A 25868-nucleotide genomic window follows, 5' to 3' on the forward strand; every position below is an offset into this window, starting at 1 on the left:
GTGATCGCGGGGCATACGCGCGACCGAAGAGCCAGGATACTGGACCTTTCGCTCAGCGCCCAATCCGGTGCCCCGGCTACAGGCCCCGGCCCTGCTCGTAGGCCCTCAGCTGCTCCGCGCTGATCATGCCCGTGTCGAAGAGGCTGGTCTCGTCCAGAGCGTAGTCCTGCTGGGCGTGGGGCTGCGGCTGGTGCTGGGGCTGCTGCGGCTGGTGGGCCTGCTGGGGGTCGTAGGCGGCCTGCTGGACGTCGTAGCCCTGGTAGGCGTAGGGGTCGGCCTGCTGATAGCCGTAGGGGTCCTGCTGCGGCGCGTACTCCGGCTGCTGCGGGAAGCCGGCGTAGGGGTCCGGCTGCTGCTGGTAGCCGTAGGCGGGCTGCGGCTCGTACGAGGGCTCCGGCCGCTCGGTCCGCTCGGGCTGCGGCTGCGACTGCGGCTGCGGCTGCGACTGCGGCTGCGGCTGCGGCTGCGACTGGGCCGTGCGGTCGCTGTCCGCGAGGGCCGCGAGGTCGGCGAGGTAGTCGGCGTCGCTGGAGTGCTGGAAGGTCGTGGTGTCGTCGGCGAGCGCGCCGAGGTCGTCGGTGGCGATCCGGCCGTGCAGCTTCTGCCGGCCGCGGCCGACGGCCTCCAGGGTCTTGGCGAGGACCGCCTCGAAGGCGCCCAGCTTGACGTCGACGTACTGGTCGGCGTTGTGGCGCAGGGTCTCCGGGTCGTGGCTGCGCTCGGGGGCGTCCTCGTCCTCGTAGCCGTTCTCGTCCAGGCCGGGGCCGGTGCCGAGGAGCTTCTCGCGGCCACGGCCGACGGAGCCGAGGGTCTTGGTGAGGACGACCTCGAAGTTGGCGAGCTTGGAGTCGACGTAGTCGTCGGCCTCGGCGCGGATCTCCTCGGCCTCCCGGCGGGCCTCGGCGAGGACCCGGTCGGCCTCGGACTGGGAGCGGCGGGCGATCTCGGTGTCGGAGATCAGTGAGCCGCGCTCGGCGTGGGCGTTCTCGATGATCCGCTCGGCCTCCAGCCGGGCCTGCTCGACCATCTGCTCACGGCCGCCGATCAGCTCCTGGGCCTGGGCCAGGGAACCGGGCAGCGCCTGGCGGACCTCTTCGAGCATCGCGAGCAGTTCGGCGCGGTTGATCACGCACGACGCCGACATGGGCATCGCCCGGGCACCGGAGACCGCGGAGACGATCTCGTCGAGCTTCTTCTGCACGTCCACCTGTGCTCGCCACTCTCTACTGCCGGGTTGGAGACGGACGGGACGACTGTAGCCCCATCAGTCCTTGCGCAGGCGCCCGTTCAGGGCCTCCAGGACCTGCGACGGCACCAGGTGGGAGACGTCTCCGCCCCAGGCGGCGACCTCCTTGACGAGGGAGGACGACAGGAAGCTGTAGGTGGGGTTGGTGGGCACGAACAGCGTTTCGACACCGGTGAGTCCGATGTTCATCTGGGCCATCTGGAGCTCGTAGTCGAAGTCGCTGACGGCGCGGAGGCCCTTGACGATGGCGGGGATGTCGCGCTGCTTGCAGAAGTCGACGAGGAGACCGTGGAAGGCCTCCACGCGGACGTTGGCGTATTCGGAGGTGACCTCGCGGATCAGCTCGATCCGCTCCTCGATCTCGAACAGGCCCTTCTTGGACTTGTTGATCATCACCGCGACGTAGACCTCGTCGTACAGACGGGAGGCTCGGGCGATGATGTCGAGATGTCCGTTGGTGATCGGGTCGAACGACCCGGGACAGACGGCGCGGCGCACTTGTGATCCCTCGCTCTCCGGTCCGGTCATCGTGCGTCTTCGCACGTAGAGGCGGCGCGACCGTACCAAAACGTTCCCTCGCCGTAGCGACGGGACCGGATCGCCTCGAAACCGTCCGGCCAGTGGAATTCGCCGCCTCTGGTGCTGCGCTCCACGGTGACGAGGGCTTCCCCGGTGAGCCAGCCCTCCGAACGGAGTGTGAGCAGGATCTCCCGAAGATCGTCGTCCGTGACGGCGTACGGCGGGTCGAGGAAGACGAGGTCGTACGGCTCTTCCGGTGCCGGGGTCCGGATGATCTGTTCCGCTTTGCCCGCTCTGACCTCGGCGCCCGGGAGGCCCAGGTTCTTCACGTTCTCGCGGACGATCCTCGCCGCGCGGGCGTCGGCCTCGACGAGGAGGGTGTGGCTCGCGCCCCGGGAGAGTGCCTCCAGGCCCACGGCGCCGGAGCCGGCGTAGAGGTCGAGGACCCGTTCGCCGTCCAGGGGACCGCCCAGCAGGGACTGCCAGGTGGAGAAGAGGCCTTCGCGTGCGCGGTCGGAGGTGGGGCGGGTTCCGGTGCCGGGAGGTACTGCGAGGCGCCGTCCGCCGGCCCGGCCGGCGATCACGCGGGTCATGTGCTGGTCCTTCTGGTGGGCGAGTTTACGTTCATTGTGGCTGGTCGCGCGGTTCCCCGCGCCCCTGTGGGGGCGCTGCTCGTCAGCCCTTCTCCAGGTACTGCTCCCGTTCCTCGTCCAGGAGTGCGTCCAGGGCCGTACGGAGTCCCGGCAGCCGCTCCAGTTCCGGGTCCGCCGCGACGACCGCCGCCGCTTCCTGTCTGGCCTCCGCGATGACCTCCTCGTCCTCGATGACGGCCAGGACCCGGAGGCTGGAGCGGGCACCGGACTGGGCCTGCCCCAGGACGTCGCCCTCGCGGCGCTGTTCGAGGTCGATGCGGGAGAGTTCGAAGCCGTCGAGGGTGGCGGCGACCGCGTTCAGGCGCTGGCGGGCGGGGCTCGCCTCGGGCATCTCACTGACCAGGAGGCACAGGCCGGGCGCGGAGCCACGGCCGACCCGGCCGCGCAGCTGGTGGAGCTGGGAGACGCCGAAACGGTCGGCGTCCATGATGACCATGGCCGTGGCGTTGGGGACGTTCACGCCGACCTCGATGACGGTGGTGGCGACCAGGACGTCGGTCTCGCCGGCCGCGAAGCGGCGCATCACGGCGTCCTTGTCGTCGGGGTGCATACGGCCGTGCAGGACCTCCACCCGGAGGCCCTTCAGGGGGCCCTCGGCCAGCTGGCCGGCCACGTCGAGGACCGCGAGCGGGGGCCGCTTCTCGGCCTCGTCCTCGGGGGACTTCTTCTTGCCGGCCTTCTTCGGGTCGTCCTCCTCGTCACCGATCCTCGGGCAGACGACGTACGCCTGGTGGCCGTTCTCGACCTCCTCGCGGACCCGCTCCCAGGCGCGGGCGAGGAAGTGGGGCTTGTCGGCGGCGGGGACGACATGGCTGGCGATCGGGGACCGGCCGGCGGGCAGCTGGTCGAGGACCGAGGTCTCCAGGTCGCCGAAGACCGTCATGGCCACCGTGCGCGGGATCGGGGTGGCCGTCATGACGAGCAGATGAGGGGGCTGCTTGCCCTTGCCGCGCAGGGCGTCGCGCTGTTCGACGCCGAAGCGGTGCTGCTCGTCGACCACCACCAGTCCCAGGTCGTGGAACTGGATCCGGTCCTCGATCAGGGCGTGCGTGCCGATGACGACGCCGGCCTCGCCGGTGGCCAGGTCCAGCAGGGCGTGGCGGCGGGCGGCCGCGCCCATGGAACCGGTGAGCAGGGTCACCTTGGTGGCGTGTTCGGCGCCGCCCAGCATGCCGCCCTCGGCCAGCTCCCCCATCATCTCGGTGATCGAGCGGTGGTGCTGCTGGGCGAGGACCTCCGTGGGCGCGAGCATCGCCGCCTGGCCGCCCGCGTCGACCACGGCGAGCATGGCGCGCAGGGCCACGAGCGTCTTCCCGGAGCCGACCTCGCCCTGCAGCAGGCGGTGCATGGGGTGGTCGGTGGCCAGGTCGTCGAAGATCTCCTTCGAGACCTTCCGCTGGCCCTCGGTGAGGGTGAAGGGGAGGCGGCCGTCGAAGGCCGCGAGGATGCCGTCCGGCCTGGGCACGCGGGGTACGGCGGGAAGCTGGGTGTCGGCGTGGCGGCGGCGGGCCAGGGCGACCTGGAGCACGAAGGCCTCGTCCCACTTCAGGCGGGCGCGGGCGTCGGCGATGTCCGCCTTGGTGTGCGGGCGGTGGATCTTGAGCAGGGCCTCGGGCAGCGGCAGCAGGCCGCGGCCCTCGCGCAGGGAGTCCGGGAGGGGGTCCAGGGCCTCCCGGGCGCTGGGCAGCACCGTCTGGACCGCCTTGCCGATCTTCCAGGACTCCAGTTTGGCGGTGGCGGGGTAGATCGGGATGAGGGCGCCGGCCCAGGTCTCCACCGCCTCCTCGCCGTCTCCGCGCAGCAACTCGTAGGCGGGGTGGGCGAGCTGGAGACGGCGGTTGAAGACGGAGACCTTGCCGGCGAACATCGCGCGGGTGCCCGGCAGCAGCTCCTTGTGGGGCTTGTGCACGCCGGCGCCGAAGAAGACCAGCTGGAGCCGGCCGCTGCCGTCGGTGATCGTGACCTCGAGACGCTGGCCCTTGCCCCGGGGGGCCTTGGCCGAGGCGAAGGTGTGCAGACGCGCGTCGGCGACCTGGGCGACCACCGTGACGTGCTCGTCCATGGGGAGGTCGGCGAGGTGGGTGAGCTGGCCGCGCTCCTCGTATCTGCGCGGGTAGTGGTGCAGGAGGTCGCCGGCGGTGTGCAGGCCGAGGTGTTCGGCCATCACCTTCGCGGTGGCGGGGCCGAGCACTGACTTCAGCGGCTGTTTCAGTGATTCTTCCAGTGCGGGCACGGGATCCATTGCACACCACGGCACTGACAATGCCGTAGACGCCGCCCTGGGCCTTCCCGGCGAAGTGCCGTAAACATCGGGGAAACCCCTGGTCAGGCGGGCTGTTCCGGCTCTAGGATGACGCGCTCCGGCCATCCTTCGCGGTCACCGCCACGCCGGGACCGCCCGACCCCGCGCCGCACGCACTCCCCCTCCGGCGCAGTGACGATGGACTCCCAGACCCCTCAGGCACCCCACGCATCCCAGTCACCTCAACAACCACACACGTTCCAGGTCGACCTGCGCGGTCTGGTGGACCTGCTCTCCCAGCACCTGTACTCCAGCCCCAAGGTCTATCTGCGCGAGCTGCTGCAGAACGCCGTGGACGCCATCACCGCCCGGCGGGCCGCCGATCCGGACGCCCCGGCGCGGGTGCGGCTCTACGCGGGGGACGGCGGGCTGCGGGTGGAGGACACCGGCGTCGGACTCACCGAGTCGGACGTGCACAGCCTGCTGGCGACCATCGGCCGCAGCTCCAAGCGGGCCGAGGGCCTGCAGGAGGCCCGCTCGGACTTCCTCGGCCAGTTCGGTATCGGCCTGCTCGCCTGCTTCGTGGTCGCCGAGCGGATCAGAGTCGTCAGCCGCAGCGCCCGTACGCCCGACGCCCCGCCGGTGGAGTGGACGGCCCGGGACGACGGGTCGTACACCGTGCGGACGCTGTCCGGGGCGGAGCGGCCCGAGCCGGGTACGACCGTGTACCTGACGGCACGGGCCGGAGCGGCCGAGTGGCTCGCGCCCGAGCGGGTCCGCGCCCTGGCCCGGGACTTCGGTTCCCTGCTGCCCTACGACGTCCGGGTCGGCGACGAGCCGGTCACCGAGCTGCCGGCACCCTGGGACCGCGCCCATCCGAGTCCGGCCGGCCGGCGGGTGGCGCTGGCCCGGCACTGCCACGAGCTGTTCGGGTTCACGCCGCTGGACTCGATCGACCTGCACGTACCGCTGGCCGGGGTCCGCGGGGTGGCCTACGTGCTGCCGTCGGCGGTCAGTCCGGCCCAGCGGGCGACCCACCGCGTGCACCTGAAGGGCATGCTGCTCACCGAACGGGCCGAGCAGCTGCTGCCGGACTGGGCGTTCTTCGTGCGCTGCGTCCTGGACACCGACAGCCTGCGGCCCACCGCCTCGCGCGAGTCGCTGTACGAGGACGAGACCCTGGCCGCGGTACGGGAGGCGCTGGGCGAACGGATTCGGTCCTGGCTCACCGGGCTCGCCGCCGGTGACCCGGAGCGCCTGTCGGCCTTCCTCTCCGTGCACCACCTGGGCGTGAAGTCCCTCGCCCGGCACGACCGGGAGATGCTGCGCACGATGCTGCCGTGGCTGCCGTTCGAGACCACCGACGGGCGGGTCTCCCTGGAGGAGTTCGCGCGGCGGCATCCCGTGGTGCACTTCACGCGGACCGTCGAGGAGTACCGGCAGGTCGCCCCGATCGCCTCGGCGCAGGGCGTCGGCGTGGTCAACGGCGGCTACACGTACGACACCGAGCTGGTCGAGGCGCTGCCGCGGGTGCGGCCCGGGACGGTGGTCGCCGAGCTGGACGCGGACACCGTGACGGCGCACCTGGACGCCGTCGACCCGGGCGAGGAGCTGGCGCTGTCCGGGTTCCTGGCCGCCGCCCGGGACCGGCTCGACCCGCTGGGCTGTGACGTCGTCCTGCGGGCCTTCCACCCGCTGTCCGTGCCCGCGCTGCACCTGGACGACCGGGCCGCCCGGCACGAGCAGGCCCGTGCGGCGGCCGAGGAGGGGGCCGACGACCTGTGGGCGGGCATCCTGGGCTCGCTGCGCGGCAGCGCCCCGCGCGCGCGTCTGGTGCTCAACCATCTCAACCCGCTCGTCCGGCGCATCGGCTCGATCGGCGACCCGGAACTGATCGGCACCGCGACCGAGTCGCTGTACGGGCAGGCGCTGCTGATGGCGCAGCGCCCGCTGCGGCCGGCCGACTCGGCACTGCTCAACCGGGCGTTCATCGGGCTGCTCGAATGGGCGACCCACGGGGAGGGGGACGGACGATGAGTGAGATCACGGACTTCGACTCGCTGCGCCGGGCGCTGGCCGACAACTCCGAGCAGCCGGAGGGCCCGGCCCGCAACGCGCGCGCGGAGCGGCTGCTCGCCGAGGCCGAGCGGCTGGACGTCCCGCTCGCCGTGATCGAGGCGCTCGGGCACCAGCTGAAGGTCTACAACTACAGCTCCGAGAAGGACAAGATGTTCGTCCCGTTCGCGCGGCTGCTGCGCATGTGGGACGAACGGCCGGAGGACTTCGACGAGGACGAGGCGCACTCGCTGCACTGGGTCTTCAAGTGGATGTCGGCGGGCATGCTGGACCAGCCGCACATTCCCCTCGCCTCGATCGAGAAGTGGCTCGGCGAGATGGCACACCGCTACCGGCTCGCCGGGCACTCCGAACGGGCGGTGCGCAGCGCCGAGTTCAGTGTGGCCGCGCACACCGGGGACCTCGCGCGCGCGGAGCGGGCGTACGCGGCGTGGCTGGCCGCGGACCGGGACCGGATGGCCGACTGCCACGCCTGCGAGCTGCAGGGGCAGGGCGCCTGGCAGGTCCGGTGCGGGCGGGACGCGGAGGCGCTCGAGCTGTGGCGGCCGGTCCTGGAGGGCGAGTTCGCCTGCGCGCACGAGCCGCACACCGTGCTCGCCTCCTCGCTGGCCCCGCTGCTGCGCCTCGGCCGCCTGGACGAGGCGCGCGCCCACCACCTGCGCGGGCTGCGTCTGGTCCGTCCCATGGAGAGCATGCGGGGCGCGTACGCCGACCATGTGGAGTTCTGCGCGCTGACCGGGAACGAGGCGCGCGGCCTCGAGCTGCTGGCCGAGCGGCCCGCCTACTTCACGGACACCGGGCAGCCGCGCAGCAGGCTCGACTTCATGGCCGTGGTGACCCTGCTGACGGACCGGCTGACCGAGCTGGGCCTCGGCGGCCAGCGGGTGCCGGGGCCGGCCGGGCGGACCTGGACGGCTCGGGAACTGGCCGCGCACGCCCGCGCGGAGGCGACGGAACTCGCCGAGCGGTTCGACCGCCGCAACGGCACCGGCTCCGTCGGGGACCGGATCCGCGCGCGGATGGCCCAGCGCCCGCTGGCGGAGCGGCTGCCGCTGGGAGTGCGGGCGGTACGGCCCCCGGTGATACCGACGGCCGCCCCGCCCCCGCCCGCCGTGGGGACCGGCGCGCCGGCCGCCGGGCCCGGCCTGGCCGCCCTGCTCGCCGAGGCGCGGCGGCTGTCGGACACGCTGCGGCCGCACGCGCTGGAGGCGTGGGCGGCGGTCGCCCGGGCCGCGCCGGACGGCGCCGGGCTGGCGCCGCGGGACCGCGCAGAGCTCACCGACCACGAGGCGATGGCCCGCGGCCCCGAGGGGCTCGCCCTCTTCGAGCGGGCGGCGGAGCTGTACGCGGAGGCGGGCGATCCCGGGGAGGCGCTGGCGGCACGCGCGCGCGGGGCGTACGTCCGCGCCCTGACGGGCGAGGTGGACGCGGCCCTGACGGCGGTCACGGGCCTGTACGACGAGGTGCTCGCGCTGTACGCCGACGAGGGCACCGGGGTGCGCCAGACCGCGGCGGTGGTGATGAGCCGGGCGCGGATCCTGATGCGGCGGGTCCACGGGGCCGCCGGACAGAACGCGGTGTACACCGGCACCGGCACCGACACCTCCGCCGGGACGGCCGCCGGCGACGCCGACCGGGACGCCACGGACACCCGCCGGGCCGTCCTGGACGCCGAGGCGGCTGTGCGAGAGGTGCTCGCGCTCGTCGACGGACGCGGTGGGGACGACGTGCGGCTGGCGGCGCGGGCCGCCGAGGCGCGGGCGATGCTCGCCGAGCTGGCCGGACTCACCGGGGACGCGGAACGGGCGGCGGAGCTGTTCCGGCGGGCCGCCGGTGCCTACGTGGCCGCCGGGCTCCCCTGGTTCTCGGTGGAGTACCAGGTGCAGGTCGCCGCCCTGGCCCACCAGGCCGGTGACCTGGCCGGAGCCGAGCGGGCGCTGCGAGCGGCCCTGGAGCACGGCGGGCCCTACGTCGAGCCGGTCGGGCGGGCCCAGCTGCACCTCCAGCTCGCCGAGGTGCTCGGCGGCCGGGACGCGGCCGGCGAGGCGGCCGAGCACGCGCTGGAGGCCGCGCACTGGGCCGACGAGGCCGGCGAGAGCGGCACCCTGGGCGCCTGGGCGCGTCAGCAGCTCGGCGGGTTCCTGCTGCGCCGGGGCCGGTTCGCGGAGGCCGCCGAGGTGCTGGAGTCCGCGCTGGCCGACCTGAGCGCCGACACGCACGGCGACGGGGTGGTCGTCCAGGCCCGCTGGTGGCTCGGGGACTGCCTGGGCGAGCTGGGCGAGCACCGGGCCGCCGCCGAACAGCGCCTGAAGGCCGCCGAGCTGGCCCGGCACTGGCCCGAGCAGCAGGACCACGCCACGCTCGCCCACCTCGCCGCCGAGTCGCTGGCCAACGCCGGCCTGGCACAGGAGGCGGACAGGGCCTACGCGCGCGCGGGCGGCCTGTGGCGCTCGCTCGGCAACACGCAGTTCCTGGTCCGCTCGCTGCGCGCCCGCGCCTGGCTCGCGCTGGGCCGGGAATCCGGTGCGGCGGACGCGCGCGAGCTGATGGCGCGTGCGGTGCGGGAGTGCGAGAGGGCGCTGACGGCGGCGGACCCGGCGGACCGGGAGCAGCTGTCGGAGGAACTCGGCGGCACCCACCGCCAGTGCGCGGAGCTGCTGGCCCGTTCGGCGTCGGAGGAGGCCGAGGACGCGGCGATCCGGGCCGCGTTCGAGGCGGCGCTGGAGCAGATGACCCGGGCCGTGGCGGTGTTCGCCGCACTCGGCGCGGCCGGGCTGCACGGCCGTACCGGCGCCGAACTGGCCGCGGGCTGGCTGGAGGCGGACCTGGGCCGCCCGGCGCGGGCGGCGTCCCGCGCGCGTGACGTGCTCGCGGCCTACGAGGGCGCCGACGAAGGCGACGAGACCATCCGCGCGCGGCGGACGGAGGCGGCCCAGCTGCTGGAGGCGGCGCGGGAGACGGAGGAAGGACAGGGGGCGGAGGCGAGATAGGAGCGGCGCAGGGGGTGCAGGCGACGCGGGGGCCCCAGGCGGCACAGGAGGCGAGACGACGCCGGGGGGCGCCAGGGGACGTTGGCGGCGTAAGGAACACAGGCGGCGCGGGGGGAGGCGGCCCAGGCGGCGCAGCAGGCGGATGAGGCGCAGCAGGTGCAGCAGGCGCAGGCGGCTCAGGGGGCCGGGACAGCCAGGGAGGCGGGGCCGGACGGGCGCGGGGCGCGGCCGGACGTGCGGTCGGCGCCGCGGGACCGAGTCGCCGACGCCGGTCACGCCCCGCCGGCCCCACGCTCGTCACGCCACCGTCACTCCACGCCTATGAGCAGCAGCGCTCCCTGTCGGCCGCCGCGGTACACCACCGTGTCCACGGCGAGGTAGGACTCCCGTACGTGTGCCTCCAGGTGCGCGGCGACGGCTGGGGGTGCCTCGTCGCCGACGACGAGCGTGACCAGCTCGCCGCCGGCCTGGAGCATGCGGTCCAGAACGATCCGCGCGGTCGCGGTGACGTCCGCGCCGATCACCGCCACGTCGCCGTCGATCAGGCCGAGCACGTCGCCGGCCTGGCAGATGCCGGCCGTGGTCCAGGACCGGTGCTCGGCCACGACGACCTCTCCATGGCGGGTGGCGCCCGCCGCCGAGGTCATCTGGACGACGTCCTCGTCGAACCGTCGCCCCGGCTCGTGCACGGCGAGCGCGGCGATGCCCTGGACCGCGGAGCGGGTCGGGATCAGTGCCACGCGGATGCCCTCGGTGCGGGCCTGTTCCGCCGCGGCGGCGGCCGTGTGGCGCAGTTCGGCGTCGTTGGGCAGCAGGACGACCTCGCGCGCGTGGGCCCGCCGTACCGCCTGCACCAGCTCCCCGCTGGCCGGCGGCTCCCCGGGGCGGGCCAGGACCGCGGTCGCGCCGGCCTCGCCGTACAGCCCGGCCAGTCCCTCCCCCGGCACGACGGCGACGACCGCCCGCTGGGCGCGTTCGCGCGGCGGGCGCCCGCGGCCGGCGTGCGCGTCGCCGAGCCCGAAGTGGGTGATCCGGATCCGGTACGGGCGCCCGGCCTCCACCCCGGCCTCCACGGCGGCACCGGCGTCGTCGACGTGCACGTGGACGTTCCACAGGCCGTCGCCGCCGACCACGACCAGGGAGTCCCCGAGGGCGTCGAGACGCGCGCGCAGCCGGGTGACGGCCGCGTCGTCGGCCTCCAGCAGGTAGATCACCTCGAAGGCGGGCCCGCCGGTCCCGGCCGGGTCGGCGCAGGGTCCGGCCTCGGCCGGACCGGCACCGCAATCGCTCTCCGCGCGCGCGTGCCCGGCACAGTCCGCTCGCGCCGCCCCGCGCGCGTGCGAAGCCGCCCGCAGCGGAGCCTCTCGTGCCGCCTCCCCCGTGAACGCCTCCACCAGCGCCCCCAGCACCGCCACCAGTCCCCGTCCGCCCGCGTCGACCACGCCGGCCCGCTCCAGCACGGCCAGCTGGCCCGGGGTCGCCGCCAGGGCCGCCCGCGCGCCCTCGTAGGCGGCCCTGGCGACCGTCCCGCAGTCGCCCTCGGCTCCCTCGGCGGCCTCGGCGGCGGCCGACGCGACCGTCAGCACCGTGCCCTCGACGGGGTGGGCGACGGCCTGCCGGGCGGAGTCGGCGGCCCGGCGCAGGGCAAGCCGCAGCCCCGAGCCGTCGACGTGAGAGGCGTCGCCCGTCTCCGCGAGCACCTGTGCCATCCCCCGCAGCAGCTGCGCCAGGATCGTCCCGGAGTTGCCGCGGGCCCCGATGAGCGCACCGTGGGCCATGGCCCGTACCGCGTCCGCCAGGGAAGGCTCCGCGCAGCCCGTCTCGTAGCCCGCGAACACCGCCTCCACGGCCGTCGCCGCCGACTCCAGGGTCAGATACAGGTTGGTGCCCGTGTCGCCGTCCGCCACCGGATAGACGTTGATCGCGTCGATCTCCTCACGCGCCCGCCCCAGTGCCCTGAGCGCCAGACCGCACCAGGTGCGCACCGCGAGAGCATCGAAGAATGTCTGCGGCACCTGCGCCACCTGCGCCTCCCTGAGCTGGCTGGACGTGGGACGCAGCGTAGACCCCGGAGGGGTGTCCTCCGGAAGAGGGCCGGGAGCGGGTCCCTGAGCTGCCGTGGTAGTTTCGTGGAACGGGAGCAGCCGTTGTATGCTGCTCCGGTTGCCCGATCTGATCGGGCCATTCCCCTGGCAGCGCCACTCAAGATCTCAGGTCTTAGATCTCGATCCCGGCATGCCGGGATCAACCGTAAGTGCATCTGAAGTCTTTGGAGTGACCCGTGGCTGCCAACTGCGACGTCTGCGGCAAGGGGCCGGGCTTCGGCAACAACATCTCGCACTCGCACCGCCGTACGTCCCGCCGCTGGAACCCGAACATCCAGCGTGTGCGTACCGTGGTGAGCGGGACGCCGAAGCGCGTGAACGCTTGCACCTCGTGCATCAAGGCGGGCAAGGTCTCGCGCTGACGCTACAGCTGAGCGCGCGGCCACTGCCTGGTTCGCTGCACTGAGCCGGTCCACCTCAGGGTGGGCCGGCTTTTTGCCGTACCCGGAGGCAGCCGCCGCCTGCCGGGATCCCACGCGATGCGTTTCGGCGCCCTGGGAGCGGTCGGGATCCACGGCCACCGGGCCCCGCCGGGCCCGCACGGGAGCCGGATCCGGGGCGGCCGGCGGTGAGGGCCGCGACCGCCCTCGGCATCAGGGGGTGTCCCGCCTGAGGGCCCAGCCGTGGTCCACGGGCCCGATGCCGGCGCCGAGGGCGAACCCGGCGGCGATCGCGCCGGTCACGTACTCCTTGGCCGCTGTGACCGCCTCCGGCACGGAGCACCCCTTCGCCAGGCCGCAGGCGATCGCGGAGGCGAGGGTGCAGCCGGTGCCGTGGGTGTGCCGGTTGTCGTGGCGGGGAGCCCTGAGCAGGAGTTCCTCGGAGCCGTCGGTGAGCAGGTCCGTGGCCTCCCCGGACAGGTGGCCGCCCTTGATCAGCACCCACCGCGGCCCGTACTCCAGCACGGCCGCCGCGGCCCGCCGCAGGTCGTCCTCGGACTCGACGCGCACTCCGGTGAGTTGCGCCACCTCGTCGAGGTTCGGGGTGGCCACGGTGGCCACCGGCAGCAGCCTGGTGCGTACGGAGTCCAGGGCGGAGGCGGCCAGCAGCGGGTCGCCGTGCTTGGAGACGCCCACCGGGTCCACCACGGCCGGCGCGTCCGTACCGGAGATCAACTCGGCGACCGCCTCGACCAGTTCGGCGGAGGCCAGCATGCCGGTCTTCACGGCCTGGACGCCGATGTCGTCGACCACGCTGCGGTACTGGGCCCGGACCGCCTCCACGGGCAGTTCCCAGGCGCCCTGGACGCCCAGGGAGTTCTGCGCGGTCACCGCGGTGAGCACGCTCATGCCGTGCACACCGAGCGCGAGCATGGTCTTCAGATCGGCCTGGATGCCGGCGCCGCCGCCGGAGTCGGAGCCGGCCACGGTCAGTACGCGGGGAGGCACCCGCACAGCGCTCATGACTCGATGTCCCCGAAGTGGTCCCATCCGCCCTTGCTGGTCCAGGGCGCCCCGTCGACCGTGACCTGGGGCAGCGCGGAGGGGTTGAGGACCTCGCCGATGACCTTCCAGCGGGCCGGGAGCTTGGTGTCGGCCGGGAAGGTCGCCACGATCGCGTGGTCCTCTCCCCCGGTCAGCACCCACTGGAGCGGGTCCACGCCGACGGCCTGCCCGATGTCGTTCATCTGCGTAGGGATGTCGATCGCGCCGGAGCGGATGTCGATGCGGACCTTGCTGGCCTCGGCGATGTGCCCGAGGTCGGCGATCAGGCCGTCGCTCACGTCGCACATCGCGGTGGCGCCGAGCCCGGCGGCGGCCGGACCCGCGTGGTAGGGCGGCTCGGGCCGCCGGTGGGCCTCCACGAAGGCGCGCGGTGAGCGGAAGCCGCGGGCGAGCACCGCGTATCCGGCCGCGGACCAGCCCAGCCAGCCGGTGACGGCCACGAGGTCGCCGGGCTGGGCGCCCGCGCGCGTGACGGGTTCGTGGTTGCGCAGATCGCCGAGCGCGGTGATCGACACCATGATCGTGTCGCCGCGTACGACGTCCCCGCCGACCACGGAGGCGCCGGCGACCTGGCACTCGTCGCGCAGGCCGTCCATCATCTCGGTGGGCCAGGTGACCGGCAGTTCGGCCGGGACGACCAGGCCGAGCAGCAGCGCGGTCGGTACGGCGCCCATCGCGGCGATGTCCGCGAGGTTCTGCGCGGCGGCCTTGCGGCCGACGTCGTAGGCCGTGGACCAGTCACGGCGGAAGTGCCGGCCCTCCAGCAGGATGTCGGTGCTCGCCACCACCCGGCGGTCGGGCGCGGCGACCACCGCGGCGTCGTCGCCGGGGCCGACCCGGACCGCCGGGGTGGTGGTGAGACGGGAGGTGAGCTCCCTGATGAGCCCGAACTCCCCGAGCTCACCAACAGTGCCCTTCATGTCCCTTGCTCCCCTTCTCTGCCTTGCCGTGCCCAGTCGCGCGTCATCAGTGTCCCCGATACGGTCGAGGTGTCTGTCGTCGCGGTCGTCACGACCGTCCGCGCGGCCGTGACGACCGTCGACACGGTCCGGGTGACCGTCAACGTCCGCGGTGCCTGCACCCTGGCGCGCAAGCCCGGTTCCCGCAGGTCTCCCCGTGGGGAGCGGCGACGCGATACCGTGGCGTTCCTTTCCCCCACATGATCCTCGTGGCCGCTCTGGAGGTTCCGTGGTACAGGCGTACATCCTGATCCAGACCGAGGTCGGCAAGGCGTCGACAGTCGCCGAGACGATCGGCAAGATCCCTGGAGTGATCCAGGCCGAGGACGTGACGGGGCCGTACGACGTCATCGTGCGCGCCCAGGCCGAGACGGTCGACGAACTCGGCCGCATGGTGGTCGCGAAGGTCCAGCAAGTGGACGGCATCACGCGCACCCTGACCTGTCCGGTCGTGCATCTGTAGCCCCCGTCTACGCTTGGCCGGTGAACTTCTTCCGTCACCGGCCTTTCGTCCTGCTCGCGCCGGCCGCCCTGCTCGTCGCGGTCGCGGGCTGCTCCACGGCGGACAACAGCGACGCCGTGGCGGTCCCCACCCCCGACAAGAGGACCGCCCCGCTCTGCCGGGCCCTGGACAAGGTGCTGCCGCGCACGGTGAACGGGCAGAGCCGCCAGGATCCCGAACCCCGGTCCGCCTACACGGCGGGCTGGGGAAGCCCGGCGATCATACTGCGCTGCGGCATCGTCCGGCCGCCGAAGATGGTCGATCCCAAAGTGGCTCTGGGTGACGACCCGAACGCGATCGGCGGCGGAGTGAACGGCGTCGACTGGCTGATGGAGAAGGAGGACGACGGAACGTGGCGGTTCACCACGTCCGGTCGCCTCGCGTATGTGCAGGTGACGCTGCCGAAGAAGCTGTCCGGCTCGGACGACAGCGCCCAGGTGCTGATGGATCTGGCGTCGGCCGTCAAGAAGGCGATCCCGGAGGGGGTCGCCTCCATGCGGCACTGACCCGCCACGGGGTCAGCGCAGGCCCGTCGAGCGGCGCAGCGCCGCCTGCACCAGGCGGTCGACCAGTTCGGGATAGGCGATCCCGCTCTCCTGCCACATCTTCGGGTACATCGAGATCGGCGTGAAGCCGGGCATGGTGTTGATCTCGTTGATCACGAACTCGCCGTCCTCGGTGAGGAAGAAGTCCGCGCGGACCAGGCCCTCGCAGGAGGCCGCCTCGAACGCCTCGACGGCGAGCCCGCGCACCTCGGCGGTCTGCTCCTCGGTGAGCGGGGCGGGGACGACGCCGGGCGTGGAGTCGATGTACTTGGCCTCGAAGTCGTAGTACGCGTGCGCGTCCGGCGGCGGGATCTCGGCCGGGACGGAGGCGCGCGGCCCGTCCTCGAACTCCAGCACCCCGCACTCGATCTCGCGGCCCCGCAGCGCCGCCTCGACCAGGATCTTCGGGTCGTGCCGCTGCGCCTCGGCGATCGCCTCGTCCAGTCCGGACAGGTCGTCGACCTTGGTGATGCCGATCGACGAACCCGCGCGCGCGGGCTTCACGAACAGCGGCCAGCCGTGCTCGCCCGCGAACTCGACGATCCTCTTGCGGGCGGCGGACTCGTCCTGCGCCCACTCGCGCGGCCGGATCACCACGTACGGGCCCACCCGGAGCCCGAAGGAGGTGAACACCCGCTTCATGTACTCCTTGTCCTGGCCGACGGCCGAGGCGAGCACGCCCGAGCCCACGTACGGCACCCCGGACAGCTCCAGCAGGCCCTGCAGGGTGCCGTCCTCGCCGTAGGGGCCGTGCAGCACCGGGAAGACCACGTCGACCTCGCCGAGCGCCTTGGGCACGGAGCCGGGCTCGGTGTAGACGACCTCGCGGCTGGCCGGGTCGACGGGGAGCACCACGCCGCCCTCGCTCGACTCCGCCAGCTCCTCCACGCTGGGGGTGCGGCGGTCGGTGATGGCCATCCGCTCCGGCTCGTCGGCCGTCAGCGCCCAGCGGCCGTCCGTGGTGATGCCGATCGGCAGGACGTCGTACTTCGTCCGGTCGATGGCCGCCAGGACGGCGCCGGCGGTGACCACGGAGATCCCGTGTTCGGAGCTGCGCCCACCGAACACGACGGCCACGCGCGGCTTGCGCGAAGGCTGCTCAGGGCTCTGGGGAAGGTTCTCGGTGCTCATATCGGGTTGAGAGTACCCGGAGGTAGCGCCCAAGTCAGCGCGCGCTCCCGGGCCGTCGCTCAGCGTCGCGCGGACGGTCGCACAGCGTTGCCCGGCAGGCCCGGGACAGGGCCTCGCGGGGCGGTTCTCAGCGCCGCTCGGGCTTGGCGCTGCGCGCCATCAGCTCCTTGAGCGCGACGACCGGCGACTTGCCCTCGTGCACGATGCCGACGACCGTCTCGGTGATGGGCATGTCGACGCCGTGCCGGCGGGCGAGACCGAGCACGGACTCGCAGGACTTGACGCCCTCGGCGGTCTGCCGGGTGACCGCGATGGTCTCCTCCAGGGTCATGCCCCTGCCGAGGTTGGTGCCGAAGGTGTGGTTGCGGGACAGCGGCGAGGAGCAGGTCGCCACCAGGTCGCCCAGGCCCGCGAGTCCGGAGAAGGTCAGCGGGTCGGCGCCCATGGCGAGGCCGAGCCGGGTGGTCTCGGCGAGGCCGCGGGTGATCAGCGAGCCCTTGGCGTTGTCGCCGAGCCCCATGCCGTCGGCGATACCGACCGCGAGCCCGATGACGTTCTTGACGGCGCCCGCGAGTTCGCAGCCGACCACGTCGGTGTTGGTGTACGGCCGGAAGTAGGGCGTGTGGCAGGCGGCCTGGAGCCGCTGGGCGACCCGCTCGTCGGTGCAGGCCACGACGGCGAGGGCGGGCATGCGGGCGGCGATCTCGCGGGCCAGGTTGGGGCCGGTGACCACCGCGACGCGGTCGGCGCCGACCTTGGCGACGTCCTCGATGACCTCGCTCATCCGCATGGTGGAGCCGAGTTCGACGCCCTTCATCAGGGAGACCAGGACGGTGTCCGGGGCGAGCAGCGGGGCCCACTCGGCGAGATTGGCGCGCAGCGTCTGGGAGGGGACCGCGAGGACCGTGAAGTCCGCGTCGCGCAGCGCCCCGGCCGCGTCGGCGGTGGCGCGCAGGTTCTCGGGGAGTTCCACGCCGGGCAGGTAGTCGGGGTTGGTCCGGGTGGAGTTGACCGCCTCGGCCAGCTCCGGCCGGCGGGCCCACAGGGTCACGTCACAGCCGGCGTCGGCGAGCACCATGCCGAAGGCCGTGCCCCACGAACCGGTGCCCATGACGGCCGCCCGCACAGGCTTGCTCACTTGCTCTGCCCTTCCGCTTGCCTGCTCTGCGCCTGCGCCTGCGCCCGTGCCTGCGCCTTCGCCTTCGCCTGCGCCTGGGTGCGGCGCCGCTGCTCGATCCGCTCGCGGCGCGGGTCGTACGGCGTCTCCGGCGCCTTCTCGCCGCGGATGTCCTCCAGCCGGCGCGTGATGGCGGCCATGATGACCTCGGTGGCCTCCTTCAGCACCTCCGGGGTCATCTCCCGGCCGTAGAACCGGGAGAGGTCCACGGGCGGCCCCGCCAGCACGTGGTGGGTCTTGCGCGGGAAGAGGTTCGGCTTCTTGGCGTACGGCGGCAGCAGTTCGTTGGCGCCCCACTGGGCGACCGGGATGACCGGGCACTTGGTCTGCAGGGCGACCCGCGCGGCGCCGGTCTTGCCGGTCATGGGCCAGCCGTCCGGGTCGCGGGTCAGGGTGCCCTCGGGGTAGAAGGCCACGCACTCGCCGCGCTCCACGGCGTCGATCGCGGCCCGGAAGGCGCTGAGCGCGTCCGTGGACTCGCGGTAGACGGGGATCTGCCCGGTGCCGCGCATGGCGGCGCCGACGAATCCCTTCTTGAAAAGGCCGCTCTTCGCCAGGAATCGCGGGACCCGTCCCGTGTTGTACTGATAGTGCGCGTACGCGAAGGGGTCCACGTGGGAATTGTGGTTCACCACGGTGATAAATCCGCCCTCGGCCGGAATGTGCTCCATTCCACGCCAGTCCCGCTTGATCAGAACCACCAGCGGCGGTTTGCAGATCACCGCGGCGAAGCGGTACCAGAAGCCGATTCTGCGGCGGGGCACAAGGACACCTTCCTCTAGGACTGCCACCCCGGCGGGGGCCGCACAAGTCTGGCCCCGGGCCGCCGGTCTGTCGAGAACACCGTACGCCCGCCCGTCACCCGCCCCCACCCTCACAATGCGCTTCGCCCGGCTGCCGATACGCACCGCGCCGGACGGCCCGGGTGACAATGAGCGGAACGAGAGAGGGACGGTACGCCGGTGCAGTGGACCTTGATCATCCCCCTGAAGCCCCTGACGCGGGCCAAGAGCAGGCTCGCGGACGCCGCCGGCGACGGGGTGCGCCCGGGCCTGGCCCTGGCGTTCGCTCAGGACACGGTGTGCGCGGCGCTGGCCTGCGGGGCGGTGTCGGATGTGGCGGTCGTCACGGACGACGAACTGGCCGGCCGGGAACTGGCCGCCCTGGGCGCGCGCATCGTTCCGGACGCCCCCCGTGGGGGCCTGAACGCCGCCCTGCTCCACGGCACCGCGGTGGTACGGGAAATCCGCCCGGGCGCTCCGGTCGCGGCACTGAACGCCGATCTGCCGGCCCTGCGTCCGGCGGAACTCTCCCGGGTGCTGGCAGCCGCCGCGGAATTCCCGCGGGCCTTTCTCGCGGATACGGCGGAGCTGGGCACGACTTTGCTGGCGGCGGCCGGCGATCGCGCATTGCGGCCCGCGTTCGGCGTCGATTCCCGCGCCCGGCACCGGGCCTCGGGCGCGGTGGAACTCCTGCTGACCGGGGTCGATTCCGTACGGCAGGACGTGGACACCGGTGCCGACCTGCGCGCGGCGCTGGCGCTGGGGGTGGGGCGGTACACGGCCGCGGCGTCGGCGGGTCTGCTCGAAGCGCTCGGGGAGGGCACGAGCGCCCGTGGCTGAGCAGTGCGCCGGAAAGCGGCGGGGCCTGCGCGAACGCCCCGCGTCCTGACAGGCGGCGGGAATCGCGCGCAGAGCGCGGCCGACCGGGGACCGGCGAGGGCGGGCGGGCGGTGGGCGGCCCCGACGGTGAGCCGCCGCAGGCACTACGCTGGCTCACATGCAGGCCACCGCGTACACGTACGACCCGGAAACCCGCAGCGGGCAGGTGCTCCTCGACGACGGAACCCCCGTGCCCTTCGGCACCGCGGCGTTCGACGCGGGCGGGTTGCGGCTGCTCCGGCCCGGGCAGCGCGTGCGGATCGAGACCGAGGGCGCCGGGACCGGCCTGCGGATCACCCTCGTAACCCTTCAAACCCTCTAACTGCCCTTACACACGCCGCGGGCCGGGCTCCCCTGGGGAGTCCGGCCCGGCGCGTGTGACGGCTCCGGCGGCCTTACGACGTCGCCTTGCGGGCGGTGGTCTTCTTGGCGGTGGTCTTGCGGGCCGTCGACTTCTTGGCCGGAGCCTTCTTGGCGGTGACCTTCTTCGCCGGGGCCTTCTTGGCCGTCGCCTTCTTGGCGGTGGTCTTCTTCGCCGCGGTGGTCTTGGCGGTGGCCGTGGTCTTCTTCGCCGGCGTCGCCTTCTTGGCCGTGGTCTTCTTCGCGGCGGCGGCGGTCGTCGTCTTCTTCGCCGGCGTCGCCTTCTTGGCCGTGGTCTTCTTCGCGGCGGCCTTGGTGGTCTTCTTCGCGGCGGCCTTCTTGACCGTCGCCGCGGCGCCACCGGTCAGGCTGCCCTTGGGCGCCTTCTTGACCGAGACCTCCCCGCCGCGCGGCAGCTTCTTCGAGCCGCTCACCAGGTCCTTGAAGCCCTGACCGGCACGGAAGCGCGGCACGGAGGTCTTCTTGACCCGAACCCGCTCGCCCGTCTGGGGATTGCGGGCGTAGCGGGCGGGGCGGTCCACCTTCTCGAAGGACCCGAAGCCGGTGACCGAGACCCGCTCGCCCGCGACGACCGCGCGGACGATGGCGTCCAGGACATGATCGACAGCCTCGGCGGCCTGCTGGCGGCCGCCCACCCTGTCGGCAATCGCTTCTACGAGCTGCGCCTTGTTCACGTCTTCCCCTTCGGAGACCTCGCCAGAACGAAAGTGTTCAAGCTTTTTCGCACGTTAGGCAGATATATACCGCAAATCAAACACGAAACGGGCTTATCACCCTTGTGCCGCAACGGACTCGGTGGTCTCGGGCTGTTCAGTGGTCCTCGTCGGGGATCCGACCCTCGTCGAGGTCCGCGTTGAACCGCTCGAGCCGCCTTGCCGCAGCGGCCAGATCGTGCTTGGCCGCGGCCGTAATGACCAGCAGCTTCCGGGTCAGCGCCATCCGTACGCCCTCCGGGACTTGCAGTGCGCGCACTTTTGCGTGCGCTTCCTTGAGCTGGTTCGCGACCGCCGCATAGAGCTGGAGTTGGCCGTCGTGTTCCATGCACAGATTGTGCCATCTGGGGCGAGTTGTCGCCTGCGCAGGGGGCAACTACCGCCTCAAATGGCCTTCCAGGCACTTGCGGAGACCGCGAACACAGCACTCACTTACCCGAACAACATGCTTCGTAACATGGGCAGTTGAGCGGTTCCCCGCAGCACCGCAGGTCCGTTCGGGTGCAGACATGGCTGTACCCCCAATCGTGGCGACCGGGGGTACAGAGGGGGTGGGAGGTGGCCGAAACCCGACCCGCTTCGGGGGCCGGGCCGGTGTCCGGGTCAGAGCTGGAGCGTCCGCGGTTTGTAGGCGGGCCGCTTGCCCTCGTAGGCGGCGATGTCGGGCTCGTTCCGGAGCGTGATGGAGATGTCGTCCAGGCCGTTCAGCAGCCGCCAGCGGGAGTTCTCGTCCAGCTCGAAGGAGGCGGTGATGCCCTCGGCACGCACCTCACGCGCCTCGAGGTCCACAGTGACCTCAGCAGTGGGATCCTGCTCGGTCAGCTCCCACAGCGCGTCCACGATCTTCTGGTCCAGGACCACCGTGAGCAGGCCGTTCTTCAGCGAGTTGCCCCGGAAGATGTCGGCGAAGCGGGCGGAGATCACGGCCTTGAAGCCGTAGTTCTGCAGCGCCCAGACGGCGTGCTCGCGGGAGGAGCCGGTGCCGAAGTCGGGGCCGGCGACCAGGACGGTCGCGCCCTGCCGCTCGGGCTGGTTGAGGATGAAGGAGTCGTCCTTGCGCCAGGCCTCGAACAGCCCGTCCTCGAAGCCGTCGCGGGTGACCTTCTTGAGCCAGTGAGCGGGGATGATCTGGTCGGTGTCGACGTTGCTGCGGCGCAGCGGGACGGCCCGGCCGGTGTGGGTGGTGAAGGCTTCCATGATTCTCAGACTCCAGCGGGCGCGGGGGCGTCGGTCAGGTCGGCGGGGGAGGCCAGGTGGCCGAGGACGGCGGTGGCCGCCGCGACCTGCGGCGACACCAGGTGGGTACGGCCGCCCTTGCCCTGCCGGCCCTCGAAGTTGCGGTTGGACGTCGAGGCGGAGCGCTCGCCCGGGGCCAGCTGGTCGGGGTTCATGCCGAGGCACATCGAGCAGCCCGCGTGCCGCCATTCGGCGCCGGCCTCCTTGAAGACCACGTCCAGGCCCTCGGAGACGGCCTGCAGACCCACGCGCGCGGAGCCCGGGACGACCAGCATCCGTACCCCGTCGGCGACTTTGCGGCCTCGCAGCAGGTCCGCGGCGGCGCGCAGGTCCTCGATGCGGCCGTTGGTGCAGGAGCCTACGAAGACGGTGTCCACCTCGATGGAGCGCAGCGGCTGGCCGGCCTCCAACCCCATGTACTCCAGGGCCTTTTCCGCGGCGAACCGCTCCGAAGCGTCTTCGTACGAAGCCGGGTCGGGGACGGACGCCGAAAGCGGAGCGCCCTGCCCGGGGTTGGTCCCCCAGGTGACGAACGGCGACAGTGCGGCGGCGTCGATGACGACCTCGGCGTCGAAGACGGCGTCCTCGTCGGTGCGCAGCGTCTTCCAGTACTCGACGGCGGCGTCCCAGTCGGCGCCCTCGGGGGCGTGGGGGCGGCCCTTGAGGTAGTCGAAGGTGGTCTCGTCGGGGGCGATCATGCCGGCGCGGGCGCCCGCCTCGATCGACATGTTGCAGATGGTCATCCGGGCCTCCATCGAGAGCTTCTCGATGGCGGAGCCGCGGTACTCCAGGACGTAGCCCTGGCCGCCGCCCGTACCGATCCTGGCGATGATCGCCAGGATCAGGTCCTTGGCGGTGACGCCCTCGGGCAGCTCGCCCTCGACCGTGATGGCCATGGTCTTGGGACGGGCCATCGGCAGCGTCTGGGTGGCCAGCACGTGCTCCACCTGGGAGGTGCCGATACCGAACGCCAGGGCACCGAAGGCACCGTGCGTGGAGGTGTGCGAGTCACCGCAGACGACGGTGGTGCCCGGCTGGGTCAGGCCCAGCTGCGGGCCGACGACGTGCACGACGCCCTGCTCGACGTCGCCCAGCGGGTGCAGCCGCACCCCGAAATCGGCGCAGTTCTTGCGCAGGGTCTCCAGCTGGGCGCGGGAGACCGGGTCGGCGATGGGCTTGTCGATGTCGAGGGTCGGGGTGTTGTGGTCCTCGGTCGCGATGGTGAGGTCGAGACGGCGCACCGCGCGGCCGCTCTTGCGGAGCCCGTCGAAGGCCTGGGGGCTGGTCACCTCGTGCAGCAGGTGCAGATCGATGTAGAGGAGGTCGGGCTCGCCCTCGGCGCGCCGGACGACGTGGTCGTCCCAGACCTTCTCCGCGAGTGTCCTACCCATCGCTTTCCCTCCGGCCGGCAAACGTCCGCCGACCCAACTAGAGATCTTGGGAGGCGGTGGCTGCCCTTCTTGGGGGCCCCTGAAAGTCGTGATTCCGGGCGTCCACCGCCGGGCCCGTTGGTCTGCGGGCCGCTGTGTGGTTCCAGGGTGGCGCGTTCCACCGAAAATTGAACTTGCGTTTCACAGAGTGAGACGTGAGTATCGTTGCATGGACAACAGTAGCGGCGTCGGCGTTCTGGACAAGGCGGCCCTCGTCCTGAGCGCTCTGGAGTCCGGTCCGGCCACCCTCGCGGGTCTGGTCGGGGCCACCGGACTGGCACGACCCACGGCCCACCGCCTGGCCGTGGCTTTGGAACACCACCGCATGGTGGCACGCGACATGCAGGGCCGCTTCATCCTCGGCCCGCGCCTCGCGGAGCTCGCGGCCGCGGCGGGCGAGGACCGCCTGCTCGCGACGGCGGGCCCGGTGCTCACCCACCTACGTGATGTCACCGGCGAGAGCGCGCAGCTCTACCGGCGCCAGGGTGACATGCGGATCTGCGTGGCCGCGGCGGAGCGTCTGTCCGGTCTGCGGGACACGGTCCCCGTCGGCTCCACGCTCACGATGAAGGCGGGCTCCTCGGCACAGATCCTGATGGCCTGGGAGGAGCCGGAGCGCCTGCACCGGGGCCTGCAGGGCGCCCGCTTCACGGCGACGGCCCTGTCGGGCGTACGGCGGCGCGGCTGGGCCCAGTCCATCGGTGAACGCGAACCGGGCGTCGCGTCCGTCTCGGCGCCCGTGCGCGGCCCGTCCAACCGCGTGGTGGCCGCCGTGTCCGTCTCCGGCCCCATCGAGCGCCTGACGCGCCACCCGGGCCGGATGCACGCCCAGGCGGTCATCGACGCCGCGGCCCGCCTCTCCGAGGCCCTGCGCCGCTCGGGCTGAGCCCGGACTCCCGGAACACCCAGAGGGCCTGCCCCAGCGCCGCGGCAGGCCCTCCGTGCGTTTCCGACGCGTGCAGGCACCCCGGCACGGCAAACACCCGGTCGAGGACACCGGCGAGCTGCCGGAGCCCAGGGGGACCCCGCCGACCGACAACCCGGCACCAGGACCCGCGCACGGCACCCCGGCACGGCAAACACCCGGTCGAGGACACCGGCGCACCGCCGAAGCCCACGCGGACCCCGCCGACCGACAACCCGGCACCAGGACCCGCGCACGGCACCCCGGCACGGCAAACACCCGGTCGAGGACGCCAGCGAACCGCCGAAGCCCACGCGGACCCCGCCTGCCGACAACCCAGCACCAGGACCCGCGCACGGCACCCCGGCACGGCAAACACCCGGTCGAGGACACCGGCGAGCTGCCGGAGCCCAGGGGGACCCGGTGTCGAGGACACCGGCGAACCGCCGAAGCCCAGCGGACCCGGCCGGCCGACGACCCGGCGCCGGCGGACGTCGCGCCGGAGCTGTGGGCGGCCTTCAGCTCCGGCCCGGCGCCGGTGCACGGCCGGTCGCGGGCCCGGCTACCGTGCACTCCCGCGACCGGATCGCCGGCGTCGGCGCCGCCCGTCAGGAGGCGCGCAAGCGGTCGGCCGCCCGCTCGCCCCGGCGGCCGACGGGGAGGACCCCGGTGGCGGCCCCCAGCCCGTAGGCGGGCATGTTCATGTACACGGACTCGTGGGCCCCCGCCGGGACGATGTACGTCTCGTGCCAGAAGCCCACCTTGCCCCTCCCCTCCCGCAGGCGCCGGTTGAAGGCCGCCCAGGCGGGGCGGTGGTGCCGGTCCGGCGCCGAGGCGTAGGCGAGAAGCTTCTCCCGCGACTCCCAGTACTGCACGATGTAGGCCTCGCGCAGCCCGCCCCGCAGCGCCTTGAAGCCGAGCAGTCCGCTGTCCCGGTCCCGGCGGAGTTCCGCGAGCATCGGCCCCATCGCCTTCGCGACCGGCCACCAACTGCGCACCGCGGCGAAGCTGTTGACGCGCATACCGATGAGGAAGACGACGACGCCGTCCTCGCGCGCGGCGGTCGTGCGCCCCTCGTTCAGCGTGTCTCCCATGAGCTCCCCCAGCCCTCTCGACCCTTGGCGGATAGTGTCGCTATCCATGCTTGGATAGTGGCACTCCCCTACCGGGAGCGCAAGAGGGAAGGGACACGGCACGGCATGCGACTTGCGGAGCTGAGCGCTCGCAGCGGGGTTTCCATGGCGACGATCAAGTACTACCTGCGCGAAGGGCTGCTGCAGCCGGGGCGGCGGATCACGGCAACCCTGGCCGAGTACGACGAGGAGCACCTGCGCCGGCTGCGGCTGGTCCGGGCGCTCATCCAGGTGGGCCGGCTCCCCGTGAACTCGGCCCGGGAGGTGCTCGCCGCTCTGCACGAGGAGGGACTCAGCCGCAACCGGCAGCTGGGCACGGCGGTGTGGGCGCTGCCGCACGGTCCCGCGCCCGACGACACCGACCCGGCCACCGCGTCCGCCCGGCGCACCGCCGACGAGCTGCTCGAACGCGTGGGCTGGAGCCATGGCGGCGAACCCCCGGACGCCCCGGACTCGCCCCCGTACCAGATGCTGGTGACCGCGATCACCACGCTGACCCGGCTCGGATACCCCTGTTCCGCTGCGGACTTGGAGCCGTACGCCCGGGCCATGGAGCGGATCGCCGTCGACGATCTGGACCTGGTGGAACGCTATGCGCCGGATGAGCAGGTGGAGGTGGCCGTGGCGCTGACCGTCCTGTACGAACCGGTCCTCATGGGCCTGCGCCGGCTGGCTCAGGCCCGGGAGTCACACCGGCGCTTCGAGGCGGACTGATCCCCGGACACGAGGAAGGCCCCCCACCGAAGTGGAGGGCCTTCCTGTACGTACCCCCGACCGGATTCGAACCGGCGCTACCGCCTTGAGAGGGCGGCGTGCTAGG

At 72.8% G+C, this 25868-nt stretch carries 24 protein-coding genes; 9 read left to right on the top strand and 15 right to left on the bottom strand.

Annotation, left to right across the window (positions count from 1 at the left end; all coding sequences use genetic code 11):
* Positions 1–76: 76 nt before the first annotated feature.
* From AB0B40_RS14690 to recG, 4 genes are all read right to left on the bottom strand, one after another.
* On the bottom strand, positions 77–1207 hold the full coding sequence (locus AB0B40_RS14690) for an ATP synthase F0 subunit B (RefSeq protein WP_362264030.1): 1131 nt from the start codon (positions 1205–1207) through the stop codon (positions 77–79).
* A 57-nt stretch (positions 1208–1264) separates the two neighbouring features.
* Positions 1265–1744, bottom strand: a complete 480-nt coding sequence (gene coaD / locus AB0B40_RS14695) for a pantetheine-phosphate adenylyltransferase (RefSeq protein WP_345059595.1) — start codon at positions 1742–1744, stop codon at positions 1265–1267.
* Positions 1745–1770: 26 nt separating this feature from the next.
* Complete coding sequence (rsmD, locus tag AB0B40_RS14700) at positions 1771–2358, bottom strand: 16S rRNA (guanine(966)-N(2))-methyltransferase RsmD (protein WP_345059584.1); 588 nt, start codon at positions 2356–2358, stop codon at positions 1771–1773.
* Positions 2359–2440: 82 nt separating this feature from the next.
* A complete protein-coding gene (gene recG / locus AB0B40_RS14705) occupies positions 2441–4660 on the bottom strand; it encodes an ATP-dependent DNA helicase RecG (protein WP_362264031.1) in 2220 nt (739 codons plus the stop codon).
* Between the two features lie 198 nt (positions 4661–4858).
* On the opposite strand from recG, the gene AB0B40_RS14710 reads away from it, so the two are divergent.
* Positions 4859–6697 (top strand): HSP90 family protein, encoded by a 1839-nt coding sequence (locus tag AB0B40_RS14710; protein WP_362264032.1) that lies wholly within the window; start codon positions 4859–4861, stop codon positions 6695–6697.
* Positions 6694–9726, top strand: coding sequence for a tetratricopeptide repeat protein (locus AB0B40_RS14715; RefSeq protein WP_362264033.1), 3033 nt, complete (start codon positions 6694–6696; stop codon positions 9724–9726). The genes AB0B40_RS14710 and AB0B40_RS14715 overlap by 4 nt, the downstream gene beginning before the upstream one ends.
* Positions 9727–10034: 308 nt before the next feature.
* Here the strand turns inward: AB0B40_RS14715 and AB0B40_RS14720 are convergent, their stop codons facing one another.
* Positions 10035–11750, bottom strand: coding sequence for a DAK2 domain-containing protein (locus tag AB0B40_RS14720; RefSeq protein WP_362264034.1), 1716 nt, complete (start codon positions 11748–11750; stop codon positions 10035–10037).
* 257 nt (positions 11751–12007) lie between these two features.
* Here AB0B40_RS14720 and rpmB point away from each other — a divergent pair, with 257 nt between their 5' ends.
* Positions 12008–12193, top strand: a complete 186-nt coding sequence (rpmB, locus tag AB0B40_RS14725) for a 50S ribosomal protein L28 (RefSeq protein ID WP_003973430.1) — start codon at positions 12008–12010, stop codon at positions 12191–12193.
* Positions 12194–12424: 231 nt separating this feature from the next.
* On the opposite strand, the gene thiD is transcribed toward rpmB, so the two are convergent.
* Both thiD and AB0B40_RS14735 read right to left on the bottom strand, forming a co-directional pair.
* A complete protein-coding gene (gene thiD / locus AB0B40_RS14730; RefSeq protein ID WP_345051040.1) occupies positions 12425–13234 on the bottom strand; it encodes a bifunctional hydroxymethylpyrimidine kinase/phosphomethylpyrimidine kinase in 810 nt (269 codons plus the stop codon).
* Positions 13231–14196, bottom strand: a complete 966-nt coding sequence (locus AB0B40_RS14735; protein ID WP_345051038.1) for a thiamine-phosphate kinase — start codon at positions 14194–14196, stop codon at positions 13231–13233. Before AB0B40_RS14735 ends, thiD begins: the two co-directional genes overlap by 4 nt.
* 268 nt (positions 14197–14464) lie before the next feature.
* Here AB0B40_RS14735 and AB0B40_RS14740 point away from each other — a divergent pair, with 268 nt between their 5' ends.
* A complete protein-coding gene (locus AB0B40_RS14740) occupies positions 14465–14698 on the top strand; it encodes an Lrp/AsnC ligand binding domain-containing protein (protein WP_345051035.1) in 234 nt (77 codons plus the stop codon).
* A gap of 20 nt (positions 14699–14718) precedes the next feature.
* On the top strand, positions 14719–15243 hold the full coding sequence (locus AB0B40_RS14745) for a DUF3515 domain-containing protein (RefSeq protein ID WP_362264035.1): 525 nt from the start codon (positions 14719–14721) through the stop codon (positions 15241–15243).
* A 12-nt stretch (positions 15244–15255) separates the two neighbouring features.
* On the opposite strand, the gene AB0B40_RS14750 is transcribed toward AB0B40_RS14745, so the two are convergent.
* From AB0B40_RS14750 to AB0B40_RS14760, 3 genes are all read right to left on the bottom strand, one after another.
* A complete protein-coding gene (locus AB0B40_RS14750; protein ID WP_345051031.1) occupies positions 15256–16413 on the bottom strand; it encodes a D-alanine--D-alanine ligase family protein in 1158 nt (385 codons plus the stop codon).
* A gap of 127 nt (positions 16414–16540) precedes the next feature.
* Positions 16541–17551 carry an NAD(P)H-dependent glycerol-3-phosphate dehydrogenase gene (locus AB0B40_RS14755; RefSeq protein ID WP_345051028.1) on the bottom strand — a complete coding sequence of 337 codons (1011 nt, stop codon included), beginning with the start codon at positions 17549–17551 and terminating at the stop codon, positions 16541–16543.
* Positions 17548–18354, bottom strand: a complete 807-nt coding sequence (locus AB0B40_RS14760) for a lysophospholipid acyltransferase family protein (RefSeq protein WP_362264036.1) — start codon at positions 18352–18354, stop codon at positions 17548–17550. The genes AB0B40_RS14755 and AB0B40_RS14760 overlap by 4 nt, the downstream gene beginning before the upstream one ends.
* A gap of 198 nt (positions 18355–18552) precedes the next feature.
* Here AB0B40_RS14760 and cofC point away from each other — a divergent pair, with 198 nt between their 5' ends.
* On the top strand, positions 18553–19212 hold the full coding sequence (cofC, locus tag AB0B40_RS14765) for a 2-phospho-L-lactate guanylyltransferase (RefSeq protein WP_362264037.1): 660 nt from the start codon (positions 18553–18555) through the stop codon (positions 19210–19212).
* 157 nt (positions 19213–19369) lie between these two features.
* Complete coding sequence (locus AB0B40_RS14770) at positions 19370–19573, top strand: hypothetical protein (protein WP_161294781.1); 204 nt, start codon at positions 19370–19372, stop codon at positions 19571–19573.
* A 73-nt stretch (positions 19574–19646) separates the two neighbouring features.
* On the opposite strand, the gene AB0B40_RS14775 is transcribed toward AB0B40_RS14770, so the two are convergent.
* The 4 genes from AB0B40_RS14775 to leuC form a co-directional block, all read right to left on the bottom strand.
* A complete protein-coding gene (locus AB0B40_RS14775) occupies positions 19647–20306 on the bottom strand; it encodes an HU family DNA-binding protein (RefSeq protein WP_345051019.1) in 660 nt (219 codons plus the stop codon).
* A 136-nt stretch (positions 20307–20442) separates the two neighbouring features.
* Positions 20443–20673, bottom strand: a complete 231-nt coding sequence (locus AB0B40_RS14780) for a hypothetical protein (RefSeq protein ID WP_362264038.1) — start codon at positions 20671–20673, stop codon at positions 20443–20445.
* 275 nt (positions 20674–20948) lie between these two features.
* Positions 20949–21542 carry a 3-isopropylmalate dehydratase small subunit gene (gene leuD, locus AB0B40_RS14785; protein WP_345051014.1) on the bottom strand — a complete coding sequence of 198 codons (594 nt, stop codon included), beginning with the start codon at positions 21540–21542 and terminating at the stop codon, positions 20949–20951.
* 5 nt (positions 21543–21547) lie between these two features.
* Complete coding sequence (gene leuC / locus AB0B40_RS14790) at positions 21548–22972, bottom strand: 3-isopropylmalate dehydratase large subunit (protein WP_345051012.1); 1425 nt, start codon at positions 22970–22972, stop codon at positions 21548–21550.
* Between the two features lie 208 nt (positions 22973–23180).
* Between leuC and ndgR the strand changes: the two genes are divergently transcribed.
* The gene (ndgR, locus tag AB0B40_RS14795) at positions 23181–23897 is read left to right on the top strand and encodes an IclR family transcriptional regulator NdgR (RefSeq protein WP_009320373.1); all 717 of its coding nucleotides are present in this window, start codon (positions 23181–23183) and stop codon (positions 23895–23897) included.
* Between the two features lie 626 nt (positions 23898–24523).
* Here ndgR and AB0B40_RS14800 read toward each other — a convergent pair.
* Positions 24524–25009 (bottom strand): DUF4188 domain-containing protein, encoded by a 486-nt coding sequence (locus AB0B40_RS14800; RefSeq protein ID WP_362264039.1) that lies wholly within the window; start codon positions 25007–25009, stop codon positions 24524–24526.
* Between the two features lie 105 nt (positions 25010–25114).
* On the opposite strand from AB0B40_RS14800, the gene AB0B40_RS14805 reads away from it, so the two are divergent.
* Positions 25115–25762: a MerR family transcriptional regulator gene (locus tag AB0B40_RS14805; RefSeq protein WP_362264040.1), complete on the top strand. Its 648-nt coding sequence runs from the start codon at positions 25115–25117 to the stop codon at positions 25760–25762.
* Positions 25763–25868: the final 106 nt, after the last annotated feature.

Origin of the sequence: Streptomyces sp. NPDC042638 (genome assembly GCF_040647235.1) — a bacterium.
GTDB classification, from domain to species: Bacteria; Actinomycetota; Actinomycetes; order Streptomycetales; family Streptomycetaceae; genus Streptomyces; species Streptomyces rameus.